This window comes from Asanoa hainanensis (genome assembly GCF_900188485.1).
Classification (GTDB): domain Bacteria; phylum Actinomycetota; class Actinomycetes; order Mycobacteriales; family Micromonosporaceae; genus Asanoa; species Asanoa hainanensis.
In genome coordinates, this window is record NZ_FZPH01000001.1 from 576,268 (window position 1) to 599,530 (window position 23,263).

19 protein-coding genes and 1 pseudogene are annotated in these 23,263 nt (G+C 73.3%); 14 read left to right on the forward strand and 6 right to left on the reverse strand.

The window, feature by feature from the left end; translation table 11 throughout:
- Positions 1-123: 123 nt before the first annotated feature.
- Positions 124-1,890, forward strand: a complete 1,767-nt coding sequence (locus CHC05_RS02710) for a galactose-binding domain-containing protein (protein ID WP_089244241.1) — start codon at positions 124-126, stop codon at positions 1,888-1,890.
- Positions 1,891-1,978: 88 nt separating this feature from the next.
- On the opposite strand, the gene CHC05_RS02715 is transcribed toward CHC05_RS02710, so the two are convergent.
- On the reverse strand, positions 1,979-2,296 hold the full coding sequence (locus CHC05_RS02715; RefSeq protein WP_089244243.1) for a hypothetical protein: 318 nt from the start codon (positions 2,294-2,296) through the stop codon (positions 1,979-1,981).
- A 138-nt stretch (positions 2,297-2,434) separates the two neighbouring features.
- Here CHC05_RS02715 and CHC05_RS41265 point away from each other — a divergent pair, with 138 nt between their 5' ends.
- From CHC05_RS41265 to CHC05_RS02760, 9 genes are all read left to right on the forward strand, one after another.
- On the forward strand, positions 2,435-3,598 hold the full coding sequence (locus CHC05_RS41265) for a hypothetical protein (protein WP_089244245.1): 1,164 nt from the start codon (positions 2,435-2,437) through the stop codon (positions 3,596-3,598).
- A gap of 85 nt (positions 3,599-3,683) precedes the next feature.
- Positions 3,684-4,961, forward strand: coding sequence for an O-antigen ligase family protein (locus tag CHC05_RS02725; protein WP_089244247.1), 1,278 nt, complete (start codon positions 3,684-3,686; stop codon positions 4,959-4,961).
- Entirely contained in the window at positions 4,951-6,297 is a 1,347-nt protein-coding gene (locus CHC05_RS02730; RefSeq protein ID WP_089244249.1) for a polysaccharide biosynthesis protein, read from the forward strand. Before CHC05_RS02725 ends, CHC05_RS02730 begins: the two co-directional genes overlap by 11 nt.
- Entirely contained in the window at positions 6,294-7,391 is a 1,098-nt protein-coding gene (locus tag CHC05_RS02735; protein ID WP_089244251.1) for a polysaccharide pyruvyl transferase family protein, read from the forward strand. Before CHC05_RS02730 ends, CHC05_RS02735 begins: the two co-directional genes overlap by 4 nt.
- Positions 7,388-8,515: a glycosyltransferase family 4 protein gene (locus tag CHC05_RS02740; protein WP_144022453.1), complete on the forward strand. Its 1,128-nt coding sequence runs from the start codon at positions 7,388-7,390 to the stop codon at positions 8,513-8,515. The genes CHC05_RS02735 and CHC05_RS02740 overlap by 4 nt, the downstream gene beginning before the upstream one ends.
- Complete coding sequence (locus tag CHC05_RS02745; RefSeq protein WP_089244255.1) at positions 8,512-9,336, forward strand: glycosyltransferase family 2 protein; 825 nt, start codon at positions 8,512-8,514, stop codon at positions 9,334-9,336. Before CHC05_RS02740 ends, CHC05_RS02745 begins: the two co-directional genes overlap by 4 nt.
- Complete coding sequence (locus CHC05_RS02750; RefSeq protein ID WP_089244257.1) at positions 9,333-10,505, forward strand: glycosyltransferase; 1,173 nt, start codon at positions 9,333-9,335, stop codon at positions 10,503-10,505. The genes CHC05_RS02745 and CHC05_RS02750 overlap by 4 nt, the downstream gene beginning before the upstream one ends.
- On the forward strand, positions 10,505-11,773 hold the full coding sequence (locus tag CHC05_RS02755; protein ID WP_089244259.1) for a DUF1800 domain-containing protein: 1,269 nt from the start codon (positions 10,505-10,507) through the stop codon (positions 11,771-11,773). The genes CHC05_RS02750 and CHC05_RS02755 overlap by 1 nt, the downstream gene beginning before the upstream one ends.
- A gap of 8 nt (positions 11,774-11,781) precedes the next feature.
- On the forward strand, positions 11,782-13,029 hold the full coding sequence (locus tag CHC05_RS02760) for a DUF1501 domain-containing protein (RefSeq protein WP_342745602.1): 1,248 nt from the start codon (positions 11,782-11,784) through the stop codon (positions 13,027-13,029).
- Here the strand turns inward: CHC05_RS02760 and CHC05_RS02765 are convergent, their stop codons facing one another.
- From CHC05_RS02765 to CHC05_RS02780, 4 genes are all read right to left on the reverse strand, one after another.
- Positions 13,030-14,499 carry a sugar transferase gene (locus tag CHC05_RS02765; protein ID WP_245870626.1) on the reverse strand — a complete coding sequence of 490 codons (1,470 nt, stop codon included), beginning with the start codon at positions 14,497-14,499 and terminating at the stop codon, positions 13,030-13,032.
- A gap of 27 nt (positions 14,500-14,526) precedes the next feature.
- The gene (locus tag CHC05_RS02770; protein WP_089244263.1) at positions 14,527-15,591 is read right to left on the reverse strand and encodes an LCP family protein; all 1,065 of its coding nucleotides are present in this window, start codon (positions 15,589-15,591) and stop codon (positions 14,527-14,529) included.
- 82 nt (positions 15,592-15,673) lie between these two features.
- A complete protein-coding gene (locus CHC05_RS02775; RefSeq protein ID WP_245870627.1) occupies positions 15,674-16,552 on the reverse strand; it encodes an expansin EXLX1 family cellulose-binding protein in 879 nt (292 codons plus the stop codon).
- Positions 16,553-16,679: 127 nt separating this feature from the next.
- The gene (locus CHC05_RS02780; RefSeq protein WP_089244267.1) at positions 16,680-18,212 is read right to left on the reverse strand and encodes a DHA2 family efflux MFS transporter permease subunit; all 1,533 of its coding nucleotides are present in this window, start codon (positions 18,210-18,212) and stop codon (positions 16,680-16,682) included.
- A 203-nt stretch (positions 18,213-18,415) separates the two neighbouring features.
- Between CHC05_RS02780 and CHC05_RS02785 the strand changes: the two genes are divergently transcribed.
- Positions 18,416-18,784 carry a hypothetical protein gene (locus CHC05_RS02785; RefSeq protein ID WP_089244269.1) on the forward strand — a complete coding sequence of 123 codons (369 nt, stop codon included), beginning with the start codon at positions 18,416-18,418 and terminating at the stop codon, positions 18,782-18,784.
- On the forward strand, positions 18,781-20,211 hold the full coding sequence (locus tag CHC05_RS02790) for a caspase, EACC1-associated type (RefSeq protein WP_089244271.1): 1,431 nt from the start codon (positions 18,781-18,783) through the stop codon (positions 20,209-20,211). The genes CHC05_RS02785 and CHC05_RS02790 overlap by 4 nt, the downstream gene beginning before the upstream one ends.
- Here CHC05_RS02790 and pdxR read toward each other — a convergent pair.
- A complete protein-coding gene (gene pdxR, locus CHC05_RS02795; RefSeq protein WP_089244273.1) occupies positions 20,198-21,610 on the reverse strand; it encodes a MocR-like pyridoxine biosynthesis transcription factor PdxR in 1,413 nt (470 codons plus the stop codon). The two genes, CHC05_RS02790 and pdxR, sit on opposite strands and share 14 nt — an antisense overlap.
- A 47-nt stretch (positions 21,611-21,657) precedes the next feature.
- On the opposite strand from pdxR, the pseudogene CHC05_RS02800 reads away from it, so the two are divergent.
- Both CHC05_RS02800 and CHC05_RS02805 read left to right on the forward strand, forming a co-directional pair.
- Positions 21,658-22,344 (forward strand): annotated as a pseudogene (locus CHC05_RS02800) (MIP/aquaporin family protein); the annotation flags it as partial.
- A gap of 46 nt (positions 22,345-22,390) precedes the next feature.
- Complete coding sequence (locus tag CHC05_RS02805; protein WP_089244275.1) at positions 22,391-23,263, forward strand: NAD-dependent epimerase/dehydratase family protein; 873 nt, start codon at positions 22,391-22,393, stop codon at positions 23,261-23,263.

Here is a 23,263-nt window from a genome sequence, read left to right on the forward strand (position 1 = left end):
AGCCAGTCAAGGGCGCGAATATTCGCCGTTGTCGAATTGGTTCTTGACAAGGCCGCCCGGCGGGACGAACGTCTCCGCCTGAGAGCGCTCTCTCACCCTGCTTCCGTCCCCGCAGGAGTCGCGATGCCTCATGCCCTGTCCCGCCGCCGCGCCGCCTTGGCCGTGGTCGCCGCGGCCACTCTGCTCACCGCCCTGTTCGTCGTGACCACCCGGTCGCGCGCCGACGCCGCCCTTGTCCTGGTCTCCCAGGGCAAGCCGGCCACGGCCTCGTCGACCGAGAACGCCGCCTCGCCCGCGTCGGCCGCCGTCGACGGCAACGCCGGCACCCGCTGGTCGAGCGCCTTCGCCGACCCACAGTGGATCCAGGTCGACCTCGGCGCGACCACCTCCGTCGGCCAGGTCGTGCTCCAGTGGGAGGCGGCCTACGCGCGCGCCTTCCAGATCCAGGTGGCCGGCGCGGCCGGTGGACCCTGGACCACCATCTACTCGACCACCACCGGGGCCGGCGGCACGCAGGCCCTGACCGTCACCGGCACCGGGCGCTACGTGCGGATGAACGGCACCGCCCGGGGCACCGCCTACGGCTACTCGCTCTGGGAGTTCCAGGTCTACGGGCTGATCGACACCGGCCCCACCTGCTCTGGCAACGCCGCGCTCAACCGGCCGGCCGCCGCGTCGACCGTGGAGAACGCGACCATGCCCGCGTCGGCGGCGTTCGACGGCAACGGCGCGACACGCTGGTCCAGCGCCTTCGCCGACCCGCAGTGGCTGCGGGTCGACCTGGGCAGCACGCAGACGCTCTGCCAGGTGGTGCTGCAGTGGGAGCCGGCGTACGCCCGCGCCTTCCAGGTCCAGGTCTCCGCGGGGCCCGACGGTCCGTGGGCTACCGTCTACTCGACCACGACCGGCGCCGGCGGCACGCAGACGCTGAGCGTCTCCGGCTCGGGTCGCTACGTGCGGATGAACGGCACCGCGCGGGGCACCGCGTACGGCTACTCGTTGTGGGAGTTCGTCGTGCGTACCACCGGCGGCGGCCCCACCCCGCCACCGACCACGAACCCGCCGCCGACCGGTGGTTTCTGGGGCGACACGAGCACGATCCCGGCCGCGCAGAACGTGGTCATGGTGAAGATCCTGAACCGCACCAACGGCCGCTACCCCGACAGCCAGGTCTACTGGAGCTACAACGGCCAGGTGCACTCGATCGCCGAGCAGCCGTACTTCGACATGCCGGCCAACACCGCCGGCCGGATGTACTTCCATCTCGGCTCGCCGACCAGTGAGTACAACGACTTCATCGAGTTCACCGTCGGGCCGAACGTGTTCAACGGCAACACCACCCGGGTCGACGCGTTCGCGCTGAAGCTGGCGATGCGGCTGCACTCGCGCGACGGCTACGACGCGTCGGTGGGCGAGACCGAGGCCACCTTCGCCGAGGACCGGGCGGTGACGTTCCAGCGGTTCAGCGACGCGGTGCCGGCCGAGTTCAAGCACCTGGCGACGATCCAGGCGCCCTACCGGATCCCGTCGCCGGGGAACTCACCCCAGTTCCGGGCCGGTGGGCAGTACCAGAACTACCTGACGGCGTACGCGTCGCAGAACGGTCTGCCGGCGGCGACGTCGGACATCTTCGGGTGCGCGGGGCCGCTGGCCAACAACGCCGCCGGCTGCGCCGCCCTCAACCGGCACGTCGCGCACCTGCCGGCGGCGCAGCAGTCGAACCCGGCGAACTTCTACCTGGCTCCGCCGGCCAACTACTACGCCAAGTTCTGGCACGACCGCGCGATCAACAATTTGTCGTACGGCTTCCCGTACGACGACTACGCCGAGCAGTCCTCGTTCATCTCGCACGGCAGCCCCCAGTGGCTCCTGGTGGCCGTCGGCTGGTGACGCCGTCAGCCCATCAGCGACCCGGTCCGCTTGCGGGCCGGGTCGCCCGCCAGGCAGATCACCCGCCGCTGGTCGCCCTCGTTCCACATCAGCGGGTCCCGACCACCTCGACCTCGTGCGGTTCCGTGCAGGCCACCGGCATCGCCTTGTCGAGCCGCATCCGGTCGTTGACCTCGTTGAAGCACCGCCCGGTGAGCATCTCCTCGGTGCCGACCCGCGTCCGGTCCACGGCGATCTCGTCCTCGCCGTGCCAGAAGAAGAAGCCGCAGACCGGCAGCACCACCAGCAGGACCGCCACCAGCCCGACAACCGCCGGGCGCGGTGGGGGGCGGAACCGCGGGTCGTCCTCGTCGAGCCGCCACGGCGCCAGCCGGGCGATCAGCCGGTTCGGTTCAGGATCACTCACGAGGCGGCACGGTAGTGGTCCGAACGCGCGATGTGGATCATCCGATTCGGTCGATCTCGCGGACGACCGCGACCGGATCTCTGGCCTGCGGCTCTCGACCGCTAGCATCCTGTGCGGCTACCGGGGAGGGGTTTGGAGATGCGGCCGGACATTCCATATCGCGTCATCGGGCGGTTGGGCGCCTGCGACATCGGCACCGTCTGGCTCGCGGTCGAGGAGGGCGACGAGCCCGGCGACTCGGTGACGGTCGCCGTGCTGGACGAGGCGGTCGCCGCCGACCAGCAGTGGCGCGACGCGTTCGCGGCCAGCACCACCGTCTCGACGGAGCCCGAGCAGCCCACGAGCTTCGTGCGCGCCGACTTCACCGTCGCGGCGCCCTGGGTGGCCTACCCCGGTGACCAGGACCCGGGCGCCGAGCGGGTGTTCACCGCCCTCGGCCGCGACTACCGGTCCGACGCGCCCCGCGAGGTCTCCTACGACGACGACGACCTCGTGGTCGAGGATCCACCGCCGATCGCCCGGCCCGCGGACGTCGTCGAGCCAGATCCGGTCGACCTCACCGAGCCGCCGGCACCCGACCCGTTCGCCGCACCCGGCCGCCGCATCGCGTTCTCCGCGCCGAAGAAGCGCCGCCCGCGCGGCCTGCTGATCGGCATCGCGGCCGCCGTGGTCGTGCTGCTCGCCGGCGGCGGTGTGGTGTTCGCGCTCGCCGGCGGCGACGGGGGCGACGACCCGACGCCGACGCCGAGCAACACCGGCACGGTGACCGCGGCCCAACCGACCGCACCACCCGTGCAGCCGGGCCTCGAGCCGCCGCGACCCGGCGACTGGCCCGACAAGTGGCCCGTGTTCAGCCCCACCGACCCGGTGCGCCCGGTCAACCTGGACGGCCTCGGCTTCACGCTGACCCTGCCGGCGCGCTGGGAGTGTGCCGCGGCGGCGGTCAGCGCCGGAAACGTCCGTTACAACTGCGGCCGGAGCACCGCCGACGGCCCGATCGGCGGCGAGCTGACCGTGCGCGCCTGCACCCCGGTCTGCGACGAGGCGCACCGCGACGAGCTGCGCACCGTGGAGGACGCCTGGGGTGCACAGTGGCGGTTCGCCGGTCCGAACGCGACGCTCGCCGAGACGCTGACGCTCGACGGGGGCAAGCGCTACGGCCTCGTTGTGGTCGGCTACTGGCCCGGCACCCCGGGCGGCGCCGTCGACCGGCAGCTCGTGCTGCGGATGACCGCGCCGCCGAACTGGGTCGACGACATCCGCAAGGTCGCCAACGGCGTGCGGGGCGCGGCGAAGTTCTGACCGGTGCCGGCGGGCATCGACGGCTGTGGCAGACTCGCTGGGCGCGAGGCAGGCTCGCGTTCCACGGGGCTCGGGAGTTTTCGTCATGCCGTCCGGCACCTCGCACGCGGCCGTCGACGCACCGGCGGTCACGCCCGACGGCGGCACCCGGTGGTGGCAGCGGTGGGGTGATCCGTGGGCGGCCGCCGCGGTCGTCCTGCTGGTCGCCACCGTCGCGGTCGGACCGCTGGCCCTGCTGCCGGCCGAGAGCCCGGTCTACGCCGGCATCGGCAACCTCCGGCCGACCCTCCACACGTACACCATCGCCGTGGTGGTCGCGGTCGGCGTGCTGGCCTGGCGGGCGCCGCGCGACGTCGGGCGGGCCCTGCTGCTGTTCGCGCCGTTCCTGGTCTGGCTCGCCGTCCTGGCACTCACGGTCTGGCCACGGTCGGCGCTGACGGTCTCCGGGCTGCTGGCCTTCGCGATGGGTGCCGCCGCGTTCGCGGTCGGCGCCGCTGCTGGGCGCCTGCGCGCGCCGCTGTGCTGGGCCCTGGCCGGCGTCGCCTGGCTCCAGCTGCTCGCCGTCGGGCTGGCCGCGGTAGGCCTGCCGCTGCGGCGGGTCGAGGGCGCCCAGGCGCTCGACGTGCTCGGCCGCGCCACCGGCCTGACCGCCCACCCCGGCGAGCTGTCCAAGGTGCTGTTCCTCTGTGGCCTCGCCGTCCTCGCGCTGCCGCAGCGCGGCCGCCTCGAACGCTGGGCGACCTGGCTCACCCTCGGCGCCGTGTTCGCCGGCGTCTGGCTCACCCAGAGCCGCACCGTGCTGGTCGCAGTGGTCGTGCTGGTCGCCGGCTTCGTGCTGCTGGAGTCGATGGCGGCGGGTCGCTGGCAGCGCAAGCACCTCGTGGCGATCGGGATGACCGCGCTCCTCGGCGCGCTGTCGTTGCCCTGGCTGATCGCGCGGTTCGCCTCCGACCCGGGCGGCGGCGCCCGCGGCCACGTCACCCGGGTGGCCCTGGACACGATCGCGAAGCACCCGTGGGCGGGGGTCGGCCCCAACGGCTACGTCGACGTCGTCGGCGACACCGACCGGCTCACCCAGACCGGCGTGCCCGTGCACAACATGGTCCTGCTCACCGCGGCCGAGACCGGCATCGCCGGCGCCCTGCTCTGGTGGGCACCGGTGGTAGCCGTGCTGGTGCTGGCGGCCCGCCGCGCGTGGCGCACCCGCGGCGCCGACCTGCCGGCGCGGGTGCTGGTCAGCGCCACCCCCGGCATCCTGCTGATCGGCCTGACGGGCTGGGGGCTGATGCAGGGGCCGTACCTGCTGCTGTTCCTGCTCGTCATCGGTTTCTTCGGCGGCTGGTTGCGGTCGGATGACCGTTGACGCCGGCCGGCGCCCGTCGCTGACCGTCGCCTCCGGCCTGCTGGGCCTGTCCAGCATCGCGAGCCGGCTCGCCACGCTCGTGGTGATGGCGCTGCTGGCGCGCGGAGCGGGTGCCGAGGCGGTCGGCCACTACGGCCTGGCCACGCTCGGCGCCTCGCTGACGGCGGCGGCGCTCTCCTTCGGACTGGTCACCCACCTCACCCGGGAGGTCGCGGCAGGAACGGTGCCGGCCGACGAGGTGGCCCGGCTGCACGCCGGCCGCCTGGCGCTGTTCGCCGTCGCCACCCTGTGCGCGTGGCCGTTCGCCGCGGCCGCCTTCGTGATGTTCTTCGCCGCGAGCCTGCTCGAGCAGTGGAACGAGACCGCATGGGTGCTCGTTCGCGGCACGGCGAAGGCGTGGCGGGAGGCCGCCGTCAACGGGGCCGCGGGGGCGTTGCTCGTGGCCGCCTGCGCGCTGGCCGCGCTCCACGGCGGGCTCACGCTCGACACGGCCGCCGTGCTGGTGCTGGCCGCCGCGGCCGTCCGGTCGCTGGCCGCGCTGGCCGCGACCGGTGCGTGGCGGGTGCGCCCAGGCCGGGTCGCGGTGCGGGACCGGGTGCGCGGGTCGCTGCCCTACTTCGCCGCGGACCTGCTCGGGCTGGTCTACTTCCGCGGCGACGTGTTCGTGCTGGCGCTGTTCGTCACCGCGGCCGAGGTCGGCTCGTACGTCGCCGCCGCCGGCATCGTCGGCCCGGCCGTGCAGGTCGCGGCCGCGATGGGCGTCGGTGCGCTGGCGTTCGCGGCCCGGCGCGGCTCGCCGAACGAGCCCACCGCCATCTACCGCTTCTTCCAGGTCGCCGGCACCGCTGCGGCCGGCCTGCTGCTGGTCGCCCTGCCGATCGGCGTGACGGTCCTGTTCGGCACGGCACCCGAGGTGCTGTCGCTCACCGCCGTGCTCGCGCTGTTCCTGGCTTTGCGGTTCGCCAACTACGGGCTGTCGGCGATCCTGCTCGCCGCCGGCGGGGCCGCTTCCCGGCTGCTCGTGCTGGTCTACTGCGTCGCCGGCAACCTCCTGCTGAACCTGCTCCTGGACGGCACGTACGGCGCGGCCGGCGCCGCCTGGGCCACGGTCCTCACCGAGCTGATCGTGGCCGGCTCGATGCTCTGGTTCATCCGCGACCGCGCCCTCGTGCGGCCGGTGCTGGTCGGGATCGCCATGGTCGCCGCCGCGGCGGCGGTGCTGGTGGTCGTCGGCCGGTTCGGCTCGACGCCGGCGGTGCTGGCCACCGGTGCGCTGCTGGTGGTGCTGGCCGCCGGGCAGGCACGGGGTCTGCTCTCTCGGGAGGCGCGCAGGTGAGAATCGCCATCGCCGGCTGGTTCGGCTCCGACAACCTGGGCGACGAGCTTCTGCTGCACGCGCTGATGGGTGCGGTGCGGGCCGCTTCGCCGGATGCCGACTTCGTCGTGCTCTGCCCCGAGCCTTCGCGCGTGACGCAGGTGCACGGCGTCGAGGCGGTGCATCTGCCGACCCTGCGCGCCCGTGGCTCGGCGGGCCGGCAGGGCGCCGCACACCAGGCCCTGCGCGGCAGCGACCTGCTGCTGCTCGGGCCGGGCACGGTCTTCCAGGAACGCTCCCCCAACCTGCCCTGGCCCGGCACGCTGCCGATGTTCGCGCGTCTCGTCGCGATGGCCCGGTTCGCGGGAACGCCGGTCGCGGTCGCCGGGGCCGGCGTGCGCGAGGGCGGCACCGCGGCCGGGCGGCGGCTCCTGCGCGTGATCGGCGCGGGCTGCACGGCCGTCGGCGTCCGCGATGCCCGCAGCGCCGCCTCTTTCGGTCCCTCGGCCCAGGTGATCGGCGATCTGGCGTACGCGCTGCCGATGCCCGAACGGCCCGCCCCCGACGGCCGTGGGTTCGCGGTCTCGATGCGCCCGCTCGCCGCGCCGATGGAGGGCTCGCTGCTGAACACCCTCCGCGGCGTGGCCGGCGCCCTGGCCGCCGACGGTTGGACCGGATCGTTCCTGCCGATGGCGTACGGACGCGGCGCGCGCGGCGAGGACGACGCCGTGCACGCCCGTGCGCTGCCCGACCTCACCGACGTGGTCGCGAACCCGCTGGACGGCTCCGGGTCCTTCGACAAAGGCCTCGACGACTGGCTGCGGCGCGTGGCCGCCCGGCGCCTGGTGCTGGGCGTCCGCCTGCACGCGACCCTGCTCGCGGTGGCGATGGGCGTCCCGACGGTCGCGATCGCCTACGAGCGGAAGGTCCACGACGCGTTCGTCGACCTGGGCCTCGGCCGCTATGTCGTCGACCCGTACGTCGACCCGGCCACGCTGCACCGGGTCGCGCTCACCGCGGCCGACGACACCGCCGGGTTCGCCGCCGCCGCCGATCGGCTCGCCGCGCAGGGAGCGGTGGCGCGGCGGTTCGTCGCCGAGGTGGTGGCCGGATGAGGGTGCTGCTCCTGTCGCCGTTCGCGCCGCACCTCGACCACGACCACGCGGCCGCGGACACCGTGGTCAAGCTCGTGCCCCGGCTGGCCGCCAAGACCGAGCTGTTCGTCTACTCGCCGCAGGTGCGCGCGTTCACCGAGCGCGACGGCTACACGCTGCTGCCCGGCGCCGCGCCGGCCGGCCGGTTCACCGACCGCCTCGGCGTCCGGCCGGGCTGGTTGCGCCAGGCCTGGCCGCGCCAAGCCACCGTGGACGTGGCCGAGCTGGTCGACCGCATCCGCCCCGACGTCGTGCACGCCGAATATCTGCAGACGGCCGAGATCGTCGGCCGGCTCCCCCGGACCGTGCTGGGACTGCACGACATCACCGCCGCGGTGATGGCCGAGTCGGTCCGCGCTGCCACCGGTCCGGCCCGGGCGTACCGGCTGGCCGAGCTGGTGCGGACCCGGCGCTTCGAGCGCGACGCGATCCGCCGGGCCGACGCTGTCGTGACGCTGTCGCCGGCCGACCGCGACGTCGTCGCCGCCGAGAACCCGCGCGTCGTGCTGGCCCCGCCCGGCATCGACCTGCCGGCCGAGCCCTGGCGCCCGCCGGCACCCCGCACGCCGCCGCGGCTGGTGTTCTGCGGTGCGCTGTGGCGCCGGGCCAACGCGCTGGTCGCGCAGCACCTGGTCACCAAGGTGATGCCGCTGGTCTGGCGTACGCATCCGGCCGCCGAGCTCCGGATCGTCGGCGCGCGGCCGGGTCCCGAGGTGACCTCCCTGGCCGGGTCGCGGGTCGTGGTCGCCGGCACCGTGCCGGACCTGGCCGCCGAGCTCCGGACGGCACACGCCGCGCTGCTGCCGTCGATCCTCGGCGGCGGGGTGCTGCTCAAGGTACTGCACGCGATGGCGCTCGGCATGCCGGTCGTCACCTCCCCGGGACCGGCGGCCGCGGTCGGCGGCCCCCTGGAGGTCGGCGCGACGCCGGAAGAGCTGGCCGCGGCGGTGGCGCGGGTGCTGACAGACCCGGCCGGCGCCGCCGCCCGGGGCGCGGCCGGCCGGGAGCACGTCGCCGCCCGGTTCCGCTGGGAGGACACCGTCGCCGGCTACCTCGACGCCTACGCGACGGCGGCCGCCCGATGAGGGTCGTCGCCGTCGTCGTCGCGTACAACTCGGCGCGCGACCTGCCGGAGAGCCTGGGCAGCCTGTCGGCGCTGCCGGTGGACCGGATCGTGGTCGCCGACAACGCGTCCACGGACGACAGTGCGGCGGTCGCTTCCGCGTACACGCCACACGTGTTGCGCCGGGCCAACGACGGCTTCGGTGCCGGCGTCAACGCGGCGGCCGCGAGCGCGCCGGACGCCGACGCGTACCTGCTGTTCAACCCGGACTGCCGGATCGACCCGGCCGACTACGCGGCGCTGCTGGCGGCCCTCGACGAGGGTTTCGTCGCGGTGGCACCCCGGATGCGCTACCCCGACGGCCGGTTCGGGGTCTCGTCCGGGTCCGCGCCGTCGATGGCCAAGGAGTGGATCGCCGCGCTCCGCCTGGACGAGGTCGTGCCGGCCCCGCTGAAGCGACGGCTGGCCGCGTCGGCCCTGTTGCGGCGCATGGTGCCGATGCTGGCCTACCTGGACGTCGCGCCGGCACCAGGAACGGCCGACGTCGACTGGGTGTCCGGGTTCTGCCTGTTGGTCCGGGCCGACGCGTTCCATGCGGTGGGCGGCTTCGACGAGCGGTTCTTCCTTTACTTCGAGGACGTCGACCTGTGCGTGCGGCTGCGCGCGGCCGGTGGCCGGATCGGGGCGGCCGGCCGCGGCGTCGCCGACCACCGGGAGAGCACCAGCACCGCGACGGTCGGCAAGAAGCGGCTGTACCGCGACGGCATGGCCGTCTACTTCGGACTGCACGGCGGCCGCACGCAACGGCTGGCGGCCCAGGCCCTGCGGAGGTTTCCCGGATGAGGATCCTGTTCGTCGCACCGTGGATTCCGGCCGGCATCCGGCCGCGCAGCCACACCATCCTCGACCTGCTGGCCGAGTCGCACGAGGTCCGGTTCCTCGGACTGGTGCACGACGCCGCTGAGACCGAGCTGGCCCGGGACCTGCCGGTCGCCGACCCCTTGCTGGTCGGCAATCCCAAGTGGGCGCGCCTCGTGCGCAGCGGCCGCGCCCTGCTCACCGGGCGGTCCCTGCAGACCGGCTATGCCGACCCGCGCGGGCTGCGGGCGGCGCTACGGGCCGAGATCGCGAGCTGGCGCCCGGACGTCGTGCACCTCAACGTGTTCCGCACGGCCCACCTGGTCGAGGCGTGCGGTGACACGCCGGTGCTGATCGACCTCGACGAGTTCCGCAGCGACTACTACGCCCAGCTGGCGGCGACCGGCTCGAACCCGCTGTGGCGGGCGCTGGGCCGCGTCGAGCACCGCCGGATGAAGGCGCGCGAGGACGACCTGGTGGCCCGGGGCGTCCCGATCATCGTGTCGGCGGCGGGCGACGACCGGCCCGGCACGCACGTGGTCCGCAGCCCCTGTGACCTGCCCCGCCGCGCCGCTCTGCCGGAAGGGCCTCCGGAGGTGCTGTTCGTCGGCCGGCTGAGCTACGAGGCCAACGTGGCCGGGCTGCGCTGGTTCCTGGACGAGTGCTGGCCCGGGATCCGGGCGGCGGTCCCTGGCGTGCGGCTGACCATCGTCGGCTCGGAACCGCCGGCCGACCTGTCCGCGCGGGCCGGCGATGGCGTCACGCTGCACGCCGACGTGCCCGACGTCGCGCCGTACTACGCGCGCGCGACCGTCGCGATCGCACCGATCTTCCGCGGCACGGGCGTGCAGCTCAAGCTCATCCAGGCGCTGTCCGTCGGCGTGCCGGTGGTGGTCACGCCCACCGTCGCCGAGCGGGCGGAGGTCCGCGACCACGAGCACGCCCTGGTCGCGGCGACGCCGGCCGAGTGGGTGTCGGCGATCGCCGAGGTAGCCGGCAGTCCGGCGCTGGCCACGCGGCTCGCGGACAACGGTCGGGACTGGGCGGTCGCGCACCACGGCCGCGAAGCCGTCCGGGCCCAGCTCGCCGTCGCGTATTCCACATTGTCCAAGCCCGGTTTCCCCGCCGCGCCGTCATCGCATACATTGACGTGATGTCCGGCGGGGTGGCGCTTTTGTTGCGGCGTGCCGGTTTCGGACCCACGGCGGCGGAGCTGGCGGCCGCGACCAGGTCGGGCTACGAGGCCACCGTGCACGCCCTGCTCCAGCCGGCGGCGCCCGACATCGGCGCGTCCGCGACGCCGCTCCCGTCGCTGCCACCCGATCCGCTCAGCGGCCTGACCAACCCGTCGCCCGAGCGGCGCGCCCGCGCCGACCGGGCCCGGGAAACCCAGACGGCGGAGCTGACCCGATGGTGGCTCGACCGGCTCACCGCCGCCGACCACCAGGCGCGCGAGAAGCTCGTCTGGTTCTGGCACGGCCACTGGGCGACCTCGATCCGCAAGGTGATCCGCCCGACGCTGATGCTGCGCCAGCACCGCACCCTGCGCGACAGCACCGACTTCCGCGCGATGGCGCATGCGATGGTCCGCGACCCGGCCCTGATCTACTGGCTCGACGGCCAGCTCAACGACCGCAAGGCGGCCAACGAGAACCTGGGCCGCGAGCTCCTGGAGCTGTTCCTGCTCGGCATCGGCAGCTACACCGAGCGCGACGTCAAGGAGGCCGGCCGGGCGCTGACCGGATGGAAGATCGAGTACGACGAGGTCCGGGCCCGGCTCTCCGACACCGCGCACGACGCCGGCCGCAAGACGATCCTCGGCGTGACCGGCAACTTCGACGCCGACGGGCTCGTCGACCTCCTGCTCGGGCGCGAGGAGTGCCCGCGGTTCATCGCCGCCCGCCTCTGGCACCGCTACGGCGCGTCCGACGACCCGATGCCGGCCCGCACCCTCGAGGCGGTCGCGGCGCGGTTCCCCGACCCGTCCGCCATGCTCGCCGCGCTCCTGCTGGACGAGGCGTTCCAGGCGAGCGCCGGCCGCCAGGTCAAGCAGCCCGTCGAGTGGCTGGTCGGCGGCGCACGGCAGCTCGGGCTGCGCCCCGGCACCTGGGACGACGACACCCTCCACAAGATTCTCTACAGCCTCGACCGGCTCGGGCAGGTGCCGTTCGCGCCGCCCAGCGTTGGTGGCTGGCCGGCCGGCGCCTCCTGGCTGACGCCCGGCACCGCCCAGGTCCGGTTCGGCATCGCCGCCCGCCTGGCCAGCCTCGCCCCGATCGGCTCGCTGACACCCGAGTCGCTGGCCGCGCTGCTCTGCGTCGACTCGTGGACCGACCGCACGTACGCCGCGCTCAAGGACGTCACCGACGCCCGCGGCCTGTTGACGCTGGGGCTGGTCAGCCCGGAATACCTGGTGACCTGATGGACCCGATGACGCGACGGCGGTTCCTGCGGGCGTCCGGTGTGGTCGGCGCGGGCGCGCTGGCCGCCGGCGCCGCCGGCATCGGCATCAGCGAGCTCCTGTCGACGTCGACGCCCGAGACCCGCGAGCAGGCGCCGACGCACGCGAAACTCGTGATCGTCACGCTCTACGGCGGCAACGACGGGCTCAACACCGTCATCCCGTACGCCGACCCGGCCTACTACCGGGCCCGGCCGGAGCTGGCCTACCCGCAGGAGAAGGTGCTGCGGCTCGACACCGCGCTCGCCCTCAACCCGGTGCTGCCCGGGCTGCACCGCCTGTGGCAGAGCCGGCAACTGGCGATCGTCGCCGGGGTCGGCTATCCGCGGCCGGACCGCAGCCACTTCCGCTCGATGGACATCTGGCAGACCGCGAACCCCGCCCGGCCGGTACGCACGGGGTGGGTGGGTCGCTGGCTCGACGGCACCGCAGCGCCGGTGGAGGCCGCGGTCAGCTTCGAGTCGGTGCTGCCGCCGCTGCTGGCCGGCGCGACCCGCTCCGGCGCGTGCATCAGCGTCGGCGGGCTGGCGCTGCCGTCCAGTCTGACCACCACGATGATCGGCGCGCTCGGGCAGCCGCAGCCGGGTGAGTCGGCGTTGCAGGCGCGCGCCGCCCTCTCGTACGCGGATCTGGTCAAGATGGACACCATGGTCCGCGAGGCGTCCGCCGCCACCAGCTCGCCGTCGGCCGCCAGCGACCATCCACCGGCGACCGGCACCGGTGGGTCGAACTCGCTGGCCGCCCAGCTCGGTCTGGTCGCCCGCTGCGTCGAGGCCGGCGTGCCGACCTCCGTCTACTCGGTCAGCCTCGGTGGTTTCGACACCCACGCGCAGGAGCGGGTCGGGCACGAGATGCTGCTGCGCGAGCTCGACACCGCGCTGACCTCGTTCGTCGACCGGATGGCCACGACGGCCAACGGCCAGCGGGTGTCGGTGCTGGTCTACAGCGAGTTCGGCCGCCGGGTGCGGGCCAACTCGTCGGACGGGACCGACCACGGCACGGCCGGCCCGGTGTTCGTCGCCGGTCCCCGCGTCGCCGGCGGCCTCTACGGCGAGCAGCCCGGCCTGCGCGACCTCGACGACGGCGACCTCAAGGCCACCATGGACTTCCGCGACGTGCTCGGTGCGGCCCTGTCCACCGTGCTGGGCGCCGAGCCGGCCCGCTACCTCGACGGCTACCAGCCGAAGACGCCGTTGCCGATCTTCGCGCCGGTCTGATCAGCGCCCGCCGCCGCGGAACACCTCGCCGATGGTGCGGACCATCACCTTGGCGTCGAGCCATAGTGACCAGTTCTCGATGTAGTAGTTGTCGTAGCGGGCCCGGTCGGAGATCGGCACGTCGCCGCGCAGGCCGCTGACCTGCGCCAGGCCGGTGAGGCCGGCGGGGACGCGGTGACGGCGGGCGTAGTCGGGGTGCTCGGCCGAGAACTTCTCCGCGAAGTACGGTCGCTCGGGCCGGGGACCCACCACCGTCATGTCGCCGCGCAGGATGTTCCAGAGCTGCGGAAGCTCGTCGAGCGAGGTGCGCCGCAGGAACCGGCCGACCGGGCCGATCCGGTGGTCGCCGGCGATGGTCCACGCGGTGCGCGACTCGGTGTCGCTCGCCGGCCGCATCGAGCGGAACTTGATGACCTGGAACGGGAGCCCGCGGTGGCCGAGGCGCTCCTGCCGGAACAGCACCCCGCGACCGCCCTCGACGAAGACGGCGACGGCGCAGAGCAGCATCACGGGGCTGAGCACCACGAGCCCGACGAGCGCCACCGCGATGTCGGAGGCGCGTTTGACCCACCAGCGCGGGCCGCTGAGCGTCGTGTGCCGCACGTGGATGACCGGAATAGCTCCGATGTGGTCGGCCATGCCACCGACGTGTGACCGGGAGCCCCACAGGTGCGGCACCGCCCACAGGTCGCACGCGGACGCGGCCGGGCGGCGCAGCATCTCCATCAGCGTCGACTCCGGACATTCCGGGTGGGAGAGGATCAGCACGTCGCACTCCGCGAGGGCGATCGCCTGCTCCAGGCTCTCCAGGTCACCGAGCAGCGGCGGGCCGCCGGGCCGGGGCGCGTTGTCGACGTGGCCGACGAAGCGCAGCCCGTAGCGGTGGTCGCGGCGCAGCAGCCGCGCCATCTCGACCGCGATCGGGCCCGCACCGACGATGATCGTGTTGTGCTCGACCCAGCGGCGGTGCCGGGCGAGCAGGATCAGCGAGCGCGACACCACCCGGCCGGCCAGCACCAGACAGCCGGCCAGGGCCAGGCCGCGCACGAAACCGGTCACGTAGTAGACCGACTCGTGCCGCAGCGCCGCGACGATCGCCACGACCGCGCCGCTGGCCAGCATGCGGCCGATCAGGATCGGCAGCTCGTCGAGGAAGCTGACGTGGCGGCGGGCCGAGTAGAGGCCGCCGAACGCGAAGAACACGATGGTCAGGCCGGCCATCGTCAGCGTGCCCCGCCAGTATTGGATCGTCCAGAGCAGCGGGGCCACCAGCGCCGCGAGGTCGAACGGCGCCGTCACCATCCAGGCGCGCAGCCGGCGGGTGCGGGTCGAGGCGGGCGAGCCGACGTAGGGCAGCACCGTGGTCGGCGCCGTCGCCCACCCGCCGCCCGGCACCGCGTCGTCGCCCGGCGATCGTTGTGCCGGCACCACGACGTCGCTGTCGCTCTCGGCCTGCGACTGTGTGGCCATCCCCGTCCCCCCGCTGCTGCTCCTCGGTCAGCTGGCTTTGGCTTTGTCCAGGATCTCCCGAACGGCGTCGCGGCGCACGGCGTCATAGAGCTGCTTCGACTTCGTGGTGTCGGCGAACACCACGCTTTCCGAGCCGACCATGCCGGTGCCCTTGGTCGGGGTGGTCAGGAATGCCAGGCTGTCGCTGCGCAGATGACGCAACTGCGGTGCGAGGTCGAGGATGGACAGTGTCTTGTCGACGGCCACGGCGTTGGCGGTCGCCTTGAGGAAGCTGTTGAGGCCGGCCGGGTTCGTCAGCAGCCCGCCGGAGGCCGCCTTGTCGAGAATGGCCCTGATCACCGCCTGCTGGTGGCGGATCCGGCCGAAGTCGCCGTCGGCCAACTGCTTGCGCTGGCGGGCGAAGTCGAGCGCGACCGTGCCGTCCATGTGCATCGTGCCCTTGGTGAACTTGCGGTACGGCGGGTGGTGCGAGGTGAAGTTCTGGTCGACGTCGACGTCGATGCCACCCAGCGCGTCGACGATCTGCTGGAAGCCGCCGAAGTCGATCAGCACGACGTGGTCGATGCGGACCTTGGTGAACTCCTCGACGCTCTGCACCATCAGCGGCAGGCCGCCCCACGCGAACGACGCGTTGATCTTCGCGTCGCGGTTGCCGTGCTTGCCGTCCTTGGACTCCGGCACGTGCACCCAGGTGTCGCGGGGTATCGAGATGAGCTGCGCGGTCGCGCGGTCGGACGGCAGGTGCAGCAGGATGATGGTGTCGCTGCGGGAGCCCTCGGTGTTGTCGGGATCGCGCGAGTCGCTGCCGAGCAACAGGATGTTCATCGCCTCGGCGACCAGCTTGTCGGGCCGGTGCTGCGCCGGCACCTCGGTGAACGCGTCCACCTTGTCGATGCTCTTCTCGACCCCGCGCACGTAGAGCACGCCGGCGAGGGCGCCGCCGCCCGCGAGCACCACCAGCACCAGCCCGGTGATCAGCAGGAAGAGCCGCAGCTTGCGCCGCTTGCGCTTCGGCTCCTGCGGTGCGGGGGTGTCGGACGCGACCGGCGAGGTCGGCGTCTGATCGGCGTCGATGAGTTCCGGTCCAGCCACGGGACCGATCGTACGCAAGGACGTGAAAATGCATCGCCCCAGGACGAGCCGTCCACAGTGAACCGCGCCACGTTTGGCGGGGTCAGTCGCAGCGGCTACCCAGGCCCGCGTCGACCGGCACGTCGGCGCCCAGGGCCACGGCCTCCGGTGGTGCTCCCGCCGACGGCGTCGTGGACGGCAGCGCGGTCGGTGTCGGCGTCGCCTTCGGACTGGGTGTCGGCTTCTTCGTGGGGAGTGTCTTCGACTCGGTCGGAGCGTTCCCGCCGCCGAGGCGTACCCGGGAGGTCTGGGTCGAACCGGGTGCGAGCTTGACGCCGGTCGCGGTGGCCGTGCGCCCGCGCACGTCGGTGACCCGGACGCTGTAGGGGCCGGAGCCGATCCCGCCGTCGATCAGCCAGTAGTTGTAGGGCTCGCGGTGCGCGGACCGCCAGGAGCCGCCCGGGCCCTTGGCCTCGATCGTACGCAGCGCGTTGCCGGTGTTGTCGACCAGGACCGCGAACCAGTACGCCGACGAGCCCTCCTTGACGCGGAAGGTCAGGTTGCCGGTCTTCGGGCTGGTCACGGTCGTGTACGTGACCGGGATGATGCCGTCGACGGGGTCACCGATCCGCGCGAACGCCTCACGGCTCAGGTCGATGTGGCCGGACGTGCACGGCGGGCACTGGTCGACCACCTTGACGCGGACGCTGCCGTTCGGGCCTTTGACGTCGAGGTATCCCCCGCACTTCGCGCCGTCGGCGTACTCGGCGGGCGAGAGGGCGACGAAGAGCCGGTCGTCCGGCGGGCTCGGGTACGAGCAGTTGCCGCCGTCGTCGGTGTAGAACGTCGCCTTGCCGCTGGTCGCCGCGGCCGCCGCGCACGCGCTGCCCGCTCCACGCAGCGCGAACACGCCTGTCACGACGGCGGCGAGGGCGATCGCTCCGCCCACCAGCCACCAGCGTCGTTGCCATCCTCCGGTCACGGCGACCGATCCTGCCGTACACGACCATGGACTGGCCAGGCGGACGTCAGCCGCACGGTGTCGTCCGCCCGGTTCGTCCGAGATGGTCGTCCAGTCAATCCGGGCGTTGTTCGCCCGGATTGAGTGCTCAGTGGACGGCGATCGGGACCGCGAGCGCGTCGTCCGGGGTGTCCGCCTTCTCGATCCGCTTGCGGGGCAGGAACAGCGCCGGCACCAGGCAGAGCACGATCAGCACGACCGCGATCGTCCAGGTGTGGCCGAACGCGTCGGCCAGCGAGGCCTGACCCTGCTCGAGCACCGCGGGCGGCACCTGGCTGGCCGGCACCTGGCCCTGCGTGACCGCGCTGTAGGCGGTGGCCTCCTGGCTGTCGAGCACCCGGTTCGTCAGGATCACGGACATCACCGCGGTGCCGATCGAGCCGGCGGTCTGCTGGATGATGTTCATCATCGTCGAGCCGCGCGCCACCTGCTGGTGGGTCAGCGACCCGAGCGCGGCCGACATGATCGGCATCATCGTCATGCCCATGCCGAGGCCGCTGACGAACAACGAGCCGAGCAGCAGCACGTACGACGAGTCCGGGGTCACCTGGGTGAACGCGGCCATGCCGAGCGCGATCAGGAGCAGACCCGGCAGCACCAGCTTGCCCGGCCCGATCTTGTCGGTGAGCCGGCCGGCGATCGGCATGGTGACCATCGCGCCGAGCCCCTGCGGCGCGATCAGCAGGCCGGCGTCGAGCGTCGACTGGCCGCGGACCTGCAGGAAGTAGCTCGGGAACAGCAGCATCGCGCCCATGAACGCGACCGTGAAGAGCGTCAGCGTGATCGTCGAGACCGTCAGGTTGCGGTTCTTGAACAGACCGAGGTCGATCAGCGGGTGCTGCTTGCGCAGGGCGTGCAGCACGAACGCGACCAGCAGCGCCAGGCCGACGAGCGCGGGGATCAGCACCTTGGCCGAGCCGACCTTGCCCTCACCCGGGATCGACGAGACGCCGTAGAGGAACAGCGCGAGACCCGGCGAGAGCAGCAGCATGCCGAGGAAGTCGAACGATTCGGACGGCTGCGGCTGGTCCTTGGGCAGGATCCGCAGCGACAGCACGAAGGCCACGATGCCGATCGGCACGTTGATGAGGAAGATCCAGTGCCAGCTCGCGGCCTCGATCAGCCAGCCGCCGAGGATCGGGCCGCCGATCGGGCCGAGCAGCATCGGCACGCCGAGCACGGCCATCACGCGGCCGACCCGGTCGGGGCCGGCGGCCCGCGTCATGATCGTCATGCCGAGCGGCATCAGCATGCCGCCGCCCAGGCCCTGGATCGCGCGGAACACGATCAGCGGGCCGATGTCCCAGGCGAAGCTGCACAGCACGGAACCGCCGACGAACAGCACCAGCGAGAGCAGGTAGAGCCGCTTGGTGCCGAACCGGTCCGCGGCCCAGCCGGTGATGGGGATGACCGTCGCCAGCGCCAGCGTGTAGGCCGTCATCGTCCAGGCGACGGTGGCGTACGTGGCGTTGAACTCGCTCTGGAACTTCGGCAGGGCGACGCTCACGACGGTGATGTCGAGGATCGACATGATGGCGCCGAGCACCACCACGCCCGCCACCTTCAGCACACCGCTGTCGAGCTTGTCGGACCCAGCCGCCGGCACGGCCTGCGTAGTCATACGCGATCTCCCCCCAGGATCGACCCGCCCCGATCGAGGCGACCCGATGTTCCCAGACACGCGTACGAATATCGAAGCGAATTTCACGTTGGGTGACGGCGCTCACGTTTGGGCCGCCGCTTAGATCCACAATTGACGGTGTTGGTCCGCTTACTCGCCGTCATCGATACCGTCGGCTGCCGGCCAGCCGGTAGCCTGGCCCGATGGCGCTCCGGATTCGGGTCGACGTGGCTGCCGACGTCGACGACGACCTGCTCGCCCGGCTGGCCGACGGCCTCCGCGACGAGTTGCTCGAGCTCGACGTCGAGTCGGTGACCCGTCCGACCGGCCCGTCGCCCCACGGCAGCAAGGCCGGCGAGGCGCTGGCCGTCGGCGCGCTGCTGATCTCCGTCGCGCCCCCTGCCGTCGAGGCGGTGCTGGCGGTGCTGGTGTCGTGGCTGTCCCGGCAGCCCGCCGACGTCACCGTCGAGATCGACGGCCAGAAGTTCGCCGGCCCGGTCACCCGCGAGCAGCGCGCGGCGTTGGTCGACGCCTACCTCGCCCGCGTGGCACCGCCCGACGACCAGGCATGACGAACGCACAGACCTGGGCCGCGCCGCCGCTGCCCGCCGGACCGCGCCGGGCGCTGGTCGTCGCCACCGCGACCTACACCGACCCGGCTCTTCGGCGGCTCCGCTCGCCCGTGCACGACGCGGCCGCGCTGCGCGAGGTGCTGGCCGATCCGGCGGCCGGTGGCTTCGAGGTCACCGAGGTGACCGACGGCGGCGCCGGCGACGTACGCCGGGCGGTCGTCGACTTCACCGCGAGCTGCGACCGCGACGACCTGGCGCTGGTCTACCTGTCCTGCCACGGGCTGCTCGACGCCCGCCGGCGGCTCTGGTTCGCGTCGGCCGACACGGTCAAGGCCCAGCTCGCCGCCACCGCCGTCGAGGCCGGCTGGCTGATGGACCGCATGGAGGACTGCCGTGCCCGGGCGCAGGTCGTCGTCCTCGACTGCTGCTTCAGCGGCGCGTTCGCCCAGGGCGCGAAGGGCGAGGACGCGCTCGTCGCACAGCTCAAGGCCCGCGGCACGGTCGTGCTCACGGCCTCCCGCGCCACCGAGTACTCGTTCGAGGGCGATCCGCTCGAACCGCACCCCTCGGTGTTCACCGCCGCCCTGGTCGAAGGCCTGCGCAGCGGCGCCGCCGACACCGACGACGACGGCCTGATCACGGTCGACGAGGCGTTCGCCTTCGCGCACCGGCGGGTGGTCGCCGCCGCGCCCGGGCAGACGCCGCAGCGCTGGTCGTTCGGCACCGAGGCGCCCATCGTGCTGGCCCGCAACCCGGCCGGCATGCGGGTCACCGCCGCGCCCGTACCGCCGGACCTGCGGGCCCTGCTCGACCACCCGCGACCCGGGATCCGGGCGGCGGCGCTCGACACGCTCGGTGAGTGGCTCGGCGGGGGCCAGCCCGCGCAGATCGTCGCGGCCCGCGCCGAACTGCGCCGGATCGCCGACGAGGATCTGCCTCGGGTCGGCGAGCGGGCCCGCGAGCTGCTCGGGGAGCAGGCGGTGCGCGCGCCGGCGAAGGACGACCTCGACGGCATTCGCCTGCTGTGGCTCGACGACGAGCCGGAGAGCAACGAGATCCTCGTCCGCTCCTTCACCGCCCGCGGCGCCGTGGTCTACCCGGCCATGACCACCAACCAGGCCGTCCAGTTCCTGGGCGCGGTCGGCTTCAACGCCCTGATCTCGGACGTGACGCGGAAGGGCCGCGAGGTCGGTTTCGACGACCTCTCGCGGATTCGAGCCACCGGTTACGGCGGGCCGGCGGTCTTCTTCACCGCCCGGGTCACCGACGACCTGCGCGCCCAGGCCAAGGCGTCCGGCGCGGACGGCGTCCTGTCATCGGCCGGCGAGCTCGACGAATGGCTCCGGCGGGTGTGCCTCGCGCTGACCCGCCGAACCGCGCACGGCCGGTTCGACGAGCGGATGCGGGCGGCGTTCAACGACGGGTGACCGTGGCCAGCACCCAGCACAGGGTGTCCAGCGCGCCCGTCCAGGCGGTCCCCGACGGCGCCGCGTAGTTGACCACCAGGGCATCCCGCGGGTCCGCGGCCTCGTAGCGGAACTCGGCCATCCCGCTGACCGCGAGCTCCTCCCGGGCCGCCGCGTCGACGACCGCGCGCTCGGTGCCCGGCGGGAGCTCGACCACCACCTGGAGCCCGGCGGCCAGGCCGGACACGTGGACACCCGGGGCCCGCTGCGCCAGGGCCGCGACGAGCTGGTCGCGGCGGCGCCGGTAGTGCAGCCGGGTCGTGCGGACGTGCCGGTCGTAGGCGCTGGACGCGATGAACTCCGCGAGCGTGAGCTGGTCCAGCGCGCTCGACACCCAGTCGCTGTGGCCCTTGGCCGCCACGATGTCCGGCACGAGGTCGGCCGGCACCACCATCCAGGCCAGCCGCAGCCCGGGGGCGAGCGACTTGCTCACCGTGCCGAAGTAGACCACCCGCTCCGGGTCCAGTCCCTGCAGGGCGCCGACCGGTTCGCGGTCGTAGCGGAACTCGCCGTCGTAGTCGTCCTCCAGGATCAGGCCGCCGGTGGACCGCGCCCAGTCGATCGCGGCGGCGCGGCGCTCCGGGTGCAGGGCGACGCCCGTCGGGAACTGGTGGGCGGGCGTCAGCAGGACGGCGCCGACCCCACCACGCGGAGGCAGGTCGTCCGTGCGGGCACCGCGCTCGTCGACCGCGAGGGACAGGAGGCGCAGGCCGAGGTCGGCCAGCAGGTCGCGGTAGATGTCCAGGCCGTACGCCTCGACGGCCAAGGTCCCCACTCCCCGCGCCAGCAGTGCCGTCGCGACGAGCTGCAGTCCGTGGTGGAAACCCGAGCAGATGATCACCCGGCCGGGCTCGACGTCGACACCGCGGGCCCGGGCCAGGTAGCCGGCGAGAGCGGTGCGCAGCTCGACGCGGCCGAGCGCGTCGCCGAGCGCGAACGCCTCGTTCGGGGCGGCGGTCAGGGCGCGGCGGGCGGCGGCGAGCCACAGCTCGCGGGGGAACTCGGCGAGGTTCGGCGAGCCGAGCAGCAGGTTGTACGTCGGCCCGGACGCGGTCGGCCGCGTGCGCGGCGCGGCGGGTCGGGCCCGTGGCTCGGCCCGCACGGCCACCCGGGTCCCGGAGCCCTGCCGCGCGGTGAGCCAGCCCTCGGCGACGAGCTCGGCGTACGAGTCGGCCACCGTGTTGCGGGCGATGCCGAGATCGGCGGCGAGCGACCGGGACGACGGCAGCCGGGTGCCTGGTGCCAGCCGGCCGCTGCGCACGGCGTCGCGCAGGGCCTTGACGAAGCCGGCCCGCAGCCGATGCCCCTTGAGCTCCAGGAACAGGTCGGCGCCCGCCGAAATGGCTCCCGTTTCCCTCACAAAAGTGGACCATACTCCGGCTCCACTACGCGCCTAGCGTCGTTCGCATGACGAACCAGGAAGCGCACGGGACAGGCCCGACGCTGAGGCGTGCCGCCGACGAGTTCGTGCTCACCACGGTGCTGCTGTTCCTGGCGTTGACGGTGATCCGGTGGCTACGCGATCCAGGCTCGCCGCTGTTCGTCGCCGACCTGGGCTCCGCACTCGCCGTTGTCGGTGCGGTCAGCGGCGTGATCCTGACGGCGCTGATCCTGTCACCGCTCGGCCGCCGCAGCGGCGGCCACATGAACCCGGCCGTGACGTTGACCCTGTGGCTGATGAAGCTCTTCCCAGGGCGCGGCGTCCTGCCGTACGTGCTCGCCCAACTCGCCGGCTCCGCGGCGGGGACGTTCCTGGGCCGCCTGGTCTGGGGCGGCCACGCCGCCACGCCGATGGTCAACTACGCGGCGATCAGGCCCGCGCCGACCTGGCAACCGGTGTCCGTCTTCATCGCCGAAGTGCTCGGGATGCTGGTGCTGATCGCCCTGATCGGCTTCCTGCTCGATCGGCCGTCGTGGGCCCGCACCGTGCCGTATGTCATCGGGCTCTATGTCGGTCTGGTCGTAGCCCTGCTCGGGCCGCGTAGCGGCGGCTCGATCAACCCGGCCCGCCAGTTCGGCCCGGCCGCGCTGTCGGGGCAGACGGTCGACCTGTGGATCTACCTCGTAGCGCCGATGCTCGGAGCGGCCCTGGGCGTCCTGCTTCACCACCTCTCACTCACTCCATGGGGGAATGATCATCATGCGAATCTTCGTCGCGGGCGCCACCGGCGCGGTCGGCCGGCAGCTCGTTCCACTGTTGCTGGACGCGGGACACCAGGTCACCGGGATCTCTCGCAACCAGGCCGGCGTGGAGGCCATCCGGCGTCAGGGCGCGACCGGCCTGCGGGCGGACGCGTTCGACCGGGACGCGCTGCGGGCGGCGGTCGTGGCCGCCGCGCCGGACGCGGTGATCCACCAGCTCACCGACCTGTCGGGTGCTGACGGCGCGGCCACCGACCGCCTGCGTAAGGACGGCACGCGCAACCTCGTCGACGCGGCGAAGGCCGCCGGCGTCGGACGGTTCGTCGTGCAGTCGCTCGCCTGGGTGTACGAGCCCGGCGAGAAGCCGGCCGACGAGGCCACCCCGTTGGATTTCGGTGCCGAGCAGCCGCGCGGCGCGATGGTCGACGGCATCAAGGCGATGGAGGACACCGCCGCCTCGCTTGGCACGGCCGTGTCGCTGCGGTTCGGCATCCTGTACGGCCCCGGCACCTGGTACGCGCCCGGCGGCCCGGTCGCCGCCGCGCTGGCCGGAGACCAGAACGCGCGGATGCTCGCGTACCTCAAGGCGGACGGCTCTGTCAGCTCGTTCCTGCACGTGGCCGACGCCGCCCGGGCCACCGTCGCCGCGCTGGACTGGCCGTCCGGGCCGGTCAACGTGGTCGACGACGAGCCGGCACCGGGCCGCGACTGGCTGCCGGTCCTGTCCGCCGCGCTCGGCGTGCCCGCACCCGGGCCGACCCCGGGCCAGCTGGACTGGGCCCGCGGCGCGTCCAACGACCTGGCCCGCTCCCGCGGCTGGAACCCGCTCCACCCGACGTGGCGCGACGGCTTCGCGGCGCAGGGGGCGTGA